This is a genomic window from Piscibacillus salipiscarius, from assembly GCF_042685285.1.
Classification (GTDB): domain Bacteria; phylum Bacillota; class Bacilli; order Bacillales; family Alkalibacillaceae; genus Piscibacillus; species Piscibacillus salipiscarius.
Genome location: NZ_JBHUMZ010000038.1, coordinates 1 through 5,761, shown reverse-complemented (window position 1 = coordinate 5,761; position 5,761 = coordinate 1). Strand labels below are relative to the sequence as shown.

6 protein-coding genes are annotated in these 5,761 nt (G+C 38.0%); all 6 read right to left on the bottom strand.

The annotated features are described in order from the left end of the window. Nucleotides 1–499 precede the first annotated feature (499 nt). Nucleotides 500–1,984, bottom strand: coding sequence for a lysine--tRNA ligase (gene lysS, locus ACFSW4_RS11995; protein ID WP_377329529.1), 1,485 nt, complete (start codon nt 1,982–1,984; stop codon nt 500–502). A gap of 154 nt (nt 1,985–2,138) precedes the next feature. Beyond that, on the bottom strand, nt 2,139–2,627 hold the full coding sequence (gene folK / locus ACFSW4_RS11990) for a 2-amino-4-hydroxy-6-hydroxymethyldihydropteridine diphosphokinase (RefSeq protein ID WP_054755029.1): 489 nt from the start codon (nt 2,625–2,627) through the stop codon (nt 2,139–2,141). Continuing rightward, entirely contained in the window at nt 2,620–2,991 is a 372-nt protein-coding gene (gene folB / locus ACFSW4_RS11985; protein ID WP_054755030.1) for a dihydroneopterin aldolase, read from the bottom strand. The genes folK and folB overlap by 8 nt, the downstream gene beginning before the upstream one ends. After that, entirely contained in the window at nt 2,984–3,820 is an 837-nt protein-coding gene (gene folP, locus ACFSW4_RS11980; RefSeq protein WP_054755031.1) for a dihydropteroate synthase, read from the bottom strand. The genes folB and folP overlap by 8 nt, the downstream gene beginning before the upstream one ends. Before the next feature lie 12 nt (nt 3,821–3,832). Further along, nucleotides 3,833–4,702, bottom strand: a complete 870-nt coding sequence (gene hslO, locus ACFSW4_RS11975) for an Hsp33 family molecular chaperone HslO (protein WP_054755032.1) — start codon at nt 4,700–4,702, stop codon at nt 3,833–3,835. Beyond that, nucleotides 4,695–5,486 carry a type III pantothenate kinase gene (locus ACFSW4_RS11970; RefSeq protein ID WP_377329527.1) on the bottom strand — a complete coding sequence of 264 codons (792 nt, stop codon included), beginning with the start codon at nt 5,484–5,486 and terminating at the stop codon, nt 4,695–4,697. The genes hslO and ACFSW4_RS11970 overlap by 8 nt, the downstream gene beginning before the upstream one ends. Between the last annotated feature and the right edge of the window lie 275 nt (nt 5,487–5,761).

Below are 5,761 nucleotides of genomic sequence, written 5' to 3'. Positions count from 1 at the left end.
GTTTGATTGGCTTAAATAGTTAAATCGTTTTTGACTCGCCAATCCGAGTAAAAAACGTGAATTGACTACAGGCTATTTTGTTTAGTTTTCAAGGTTCAAATGTCGTCGCCTCAAAACAGCGACTTTATTAATATAACAACTTTTCAACTGAGTGTCAATAACTTTAAAGATGTTTTTTAAATCAATTAAAAGGTTGTTTTGTGTGACGCATTTCCTTAATGCGACGTTTAATAATTTATCACGGTTTTAAGAGTATGACAATAGTTTTTTAATCATTTTTTCAAAGTAAGTTTATTCAGAAATTTTATTCAGGTGCATAACAGTCTTTTATCCCTTGCACAGCAGTATTTCATGAAAATTCTACTTATCTATAGATCTTAGTAATAATGAAACAAGTTGTAAGATTGACTTATCAACTCTTTTAAAATTCTTCTAAAAATAAAAGCTACTCATCATACTCCCTATTAGAGTATAACAAGTAGCTTTAACTATACAAATTTTATTGTCTGTTTCTCATTTGCGGGAATAACAGAACATCACGAATTGATGCTGAGTTAGTAAGAAGCATAACTAAACGATCAATTCCAATTCCTAACCCACCAGTTGGAGGTAGACCGTACTCTAGTGCTTCTAAGAAATCTTCATCCATTAAGTGCGCTTCATCATTTCCTTCTTCGCGTTCTTTCACTTGCGCTTCGAAACGTTCACGCTGATCAATTGGATCGTTTAACTCTGAGAACGCGTTAGCATGTTCGCGTCCTACGATGAATAGTTCGAAACGATCTGTAAAGCGCGAGTCTTCATCGTTCTTTTTAGCGAGTGGTGAGATCGCAACAGGATGACCATATATAAAGGTGGGCTGTATAAGAGTCTCTTCTACTTTTTGTTCAAAGAACTCATTTACTATATGACCAAATGTCATATTTGAATCCACTTCTACCCCGTGCTCTTTGGCAAGTACTTGAGCCTCTTCATCAGACAGGTCAGCCCAAAAGTCTACTCCTGTCACTTCTTTAATAGCATCAACCATGTGCCATCTCTTCCATTCTGGAGATAAATCAACTTCTTCTTCACCATATTGAACCTTCGATGTACCAAGCACTTCTTTGGCAATATGAGCAACTAAGTTTTCAGTAAGGTCCATAATATCATGGTAATCAGCGTATGCCTCGTATAATTCGATCATCGTAAATTCAGGGTTATGTCTAGTCGATACCCCCTCATTACGGAACACTCGTCCTATCTCATACACTTTCTCCATACCACCAACAATTAAACGTTTTAAATGTAGCTCGATCGCTATACGCATGTAAAGCGGTATGTCTAATGCGTTGTGATGTGTTACAAATGGTCTCGCTGAAGCTCCACCAGGAATGGCATGCATCATTGGAGTTTCAACTTCTAAGAATCCTTTTTGGTCTAAATAGCGGCGCATAGACTGAATTATTTTACTACGAAGAATAAACGTCTCGCGGCTTTCTAGATTTGTTATTAAGTCTAAGTAACGCTGACGATAACGTTGTTCTACGTCTTTTAGTCCATGGAATTTCTCAGGTAATGGGCGAAGTGATTTTGTTAAAAAGAAAAATTCATCTGCTTTTACCGATAATTCCCCGACTTTAGTTTTGAACATGACACCTTTAACCCCTACAATATCGCCGAGGTCTGCCTGTTTAAAAACTTCATATGCTTCTTCGCCAATACGATCTTTACGAGCATAAATTTGAATTTGTCCTTCTAAATCCTGAATATGAGCAAAACCAGCTTTACCTTTTCCACGCTTAGTCATTATACGACCAGCAATAGTTACCGGAACTTCTTTTTCCTCAAGTTCTTCTTTAGAAAATTGGTCAAATTCAGCCTTTAACCCATTTGACAAATGTGTGCGCTCAAACTTGTTACCAAAAACATTAACTCCCTGTTCTTGTAACGCTCGCAACTTTTCTATACGTGTCTGCATCTGATCATTAATCTCTTCTGACACCGATCTCACCTCAAATTATAAAATTGTTCCATATATTGATGAAGTTTTTTATATCACTTCATTATAACTTTAAACTCACAATACGTTTTCTAACTGTACCATTACCTTTAAGGCCTTTCAAGTCCTACGTGGACGTTCAAACGCTTCTTTCTATTTACTCATTGTATACTCGAACCCCTGCCAAATCATCATCTGGTAAACTTTCTACCCAATCAGTAACGAATCTGCCGTTGACCTTTACTTTCGGCGCGACTTCTTTTAGTGGAATTAAAACGAACGCACGCTCAAGCATTCGAGGATGAGGAATCGTTAAATCATCAGTTTCCATTGATTGATGGTTAAATAATAATATGTCTAAGTCAATAGAACGCGGTCCAAAACGTACCGTTCTTTTCCTACCTAATTGTTGTTCGATTGATTGACATACCCATAATAGTTCGTGCGGCGACAAGTTTACCTTCACATGTACAACCATATTCAAAAAATCCGCTTGGTCTGTATAGCCGACTGGATCTGTTTCATAGATGGAAGATTGGCTGGCTAATTCAATTGCTTCATGATCTTGTAAACTTTTAATCGCTTGATACAAATGATTTTCTCTCGGTTCTATATTAGTGCCTAATGCGATAAAGGCGTCAATCATAATCCTGGCGCTCCCTGTAGATTTCAATGCCGACTGATTCATAATAACCTGGAATAGGCGGGCCAGGTTTATCAATATACACCTTAACAGCCTTTAATAGGTCAAAAGCCTGAAATAAAGATTGGGCAACTTGTTCAGCTACTGATTCAACTAAATCTTTTGCCTCACCTTCTACAACCTTTTGAACCACTTGATAAACTTGTCCATAATCAATGCTGTCATTCATATTATCAGAGGTTCCAGATGGTTTTAAATCAGCCATCAACTCAACATCAACCGTAAACCGTTGACCTAGCTTGTTCTCTTCTGGAAACAAGCCATGATAACCATAAAACATCATTCTATTTAAGATAACTTTATCCATGAATGAGCTCTCCTTTTCCAACCATGGCATCCATCATTTTAGTCGAGCGATGAACCTCTTTAACATCGTGAACCCTTACAATTTCACAGCCTTGCTGGATTCCGTAACATACGGTGGCAATCGTCCCCTCTAATCGTTCATCGACAGGGAGATCAAGAGCTTTCCCAATCATCGACTTGCGAGAGGTGCCAAGTAAAATAGGATATCCAAGGGCTTTTATTTCATGAAGCCTGCGCATAACGAGTAAGTTTTGTTCTAATGTCTTTCCAAACCCAACTCCAGGATCTAGAATAATTTTGTGGTCTTGAACACCATGTTTATGAGCAATTTCAATACTCTCAGCTAGGCTCTTTTTCATATCTTCAACGACATCGTCATATTTAGGTTCATCTTGATTATGCATCAAAATAATGGGAGCGTCGTGCTCTTTAGCTACAGCAGCAATGTCAGGGTCGTACTTCGCCCCCCAAACATCATTAATCATATGCGCACCAGCTTTTAATGCTGCATCTGCTGTCTTCGCCTTAAATGTATCAACTGAAAGTGGAACATCAATCTTATTAGTAAGCGATTCGATTACCGGTACTACACGAACAATTTCTTCATCAGCTGTAACTGGTTTATGACCAGGTCTAGTTGACTCACCGCCAATATCAATTATTTTCGCTCCATTTTGAACCATTTCTCTAGCATGATCGACTGCTTTTGATTCCGAATTAAATTTACCACCGTCTGAAAACGAATCAGGTGTCACATTTAGAATTCCCATCACGATGGTTTCTTTAGAAAAATCTAGTGACATATGCTCGTTGATTTGTAATTTCTTCATTTGAAACCCGTCCTATTGCTTTAATTTTTCTAGCTCATCTACTGTTAAATGGTACTGCTCATGACAAAATTGACATGTTGCTTCGGCTCCGCCGTCTTCCTCAATCATTTGATCAATTTCATCATTACCTAAACTTGCAATAGCTGTTTCAATTCGTTCTTTGGAGCATTGACATTTAAACTGAACATCCTGTTTAGCAAGGAGATTCCAGTTGCCTTCCGCAAAAAATTCATTAAGAATATCTTCCGGCGCATAGCCTTCACGAATTAGAGTAGAAATTGGTTTTATTTCTGACACTCTGTTTTCGACCTTTTTAACGGTTAACTCATCTGCACCTGGCATCATTTGTATAATGAATCCACCTGCAGCTAAGATTGACAGGTCAGGGTTTACTAGCACCCCTGCCCCCACTGCAGAAGGGACTTGTTCAGATGAAGCAAAGTAATACGTGAAATCTTCACTTACTTCGCCAGATACAATGGGTACTGATCCAGTAAAATTATTCTTAAGTCCTAAATCTTTTACAACACTTAACGTCCCGTTCGTGCCTACTGCTCTTCGCACATCTAATTTCCCTTGATCATTTAAGTCAAAGTTAACATGGGGATTTTTAACATATCCTCTTACATTACCGTGTGAATTACTATCAGCAATTAAATAGCCAATAGGGCCATCACCTTCTATTTTCGTTGTCAGCTTATCATCGCCTTTTAACATAAAGCCCATCATAGCTGTAATCGATATCGAACGACCTAATGCTGCCGATGCAGCTGGCCAAGTATCTTGTCTTCTGCATGCTTCGTGAACGGTATCGGTTGAACGAATAGCAAACGCCCGTACTTGTCCGTCAAAAGCTGTTGCACGAATCATATAATCACTCATGTTGTCCACCCTTTTCATTCTTATTAATACAATATATTTCGTAAAGTCCTTTCAGCGTTAATGCCGAATCTACATAATCAATCGTTTTGGAGCCTTTACCAATTAATTTAGCTAACCCGCCAGTTGCAATAACTGTTGGGGTTTGTTTGGCTCTAGCTTTCATTCTACCGACGACTTCGTCAACTTGCCCGACATAGCCAAAATAAATACCAGACTGCATCGCCTCAACTGTTGACTGACCTACGACATCGTCAGGGCGATTAATTTCTATTCTAGGGAGTTTGGCAGCTTTAGCATATAAAGCCTCAGTTGAGATCGAGATTCCTGGTGCAATAGCGCCTCCTTCATACTCTTCATTCTCATTAATGTAGCAGTATGTAGTCGCAGTTCCGAAGTCAATAATGACTAAAGGAGCACCATACTCCTTAATAGCACCGACTGCATTCACTATTCGGTCTGCGCCTATTTCATCTGGGTTTGGATAACTCATTTTCAAGCAAGTATCAACTTGTTTACTTCCTACAATTAATGGATCTATATGAAAATATCTTTCACACATTTTTTGAAGAGAGAACATAATTGGAGGAACAACAGATGAAATAATGACACCATCAAAATCCTCAAATGTTAATCCATTGTGATGTAGTAAAGACTTGATTTGCATAGCGTATTCATCTTCAGTTTTATGACGGTTGGTTGCAATACGCCATTGATATTTTAGTGTTCCATGATCAAAGACACCTAATACGGTATTCGTATTTCCCACATCTAAAACAAAAATCATTTCGACAGCCCTTTTCTATATGAAATAAATGCTCTTAAAATTTTTATAGATTGCCACGTAAATCATAACATAAAATTAAGCTGGTTGTGGATTAGAAAGATTTACATCAGTGATTAAAACTTCTTATATTAGAAAATTACCTTACGAACATATAAAACCCCCGCCTAAAATGAACTGACCCAGGGAAATGAGACAAGAAAAAACACCTATGCTGCCACGGTCCTGTATTCAACAGGGCTGTGGCAATTTAATTTTGAAAAAGGTCGTATATAATT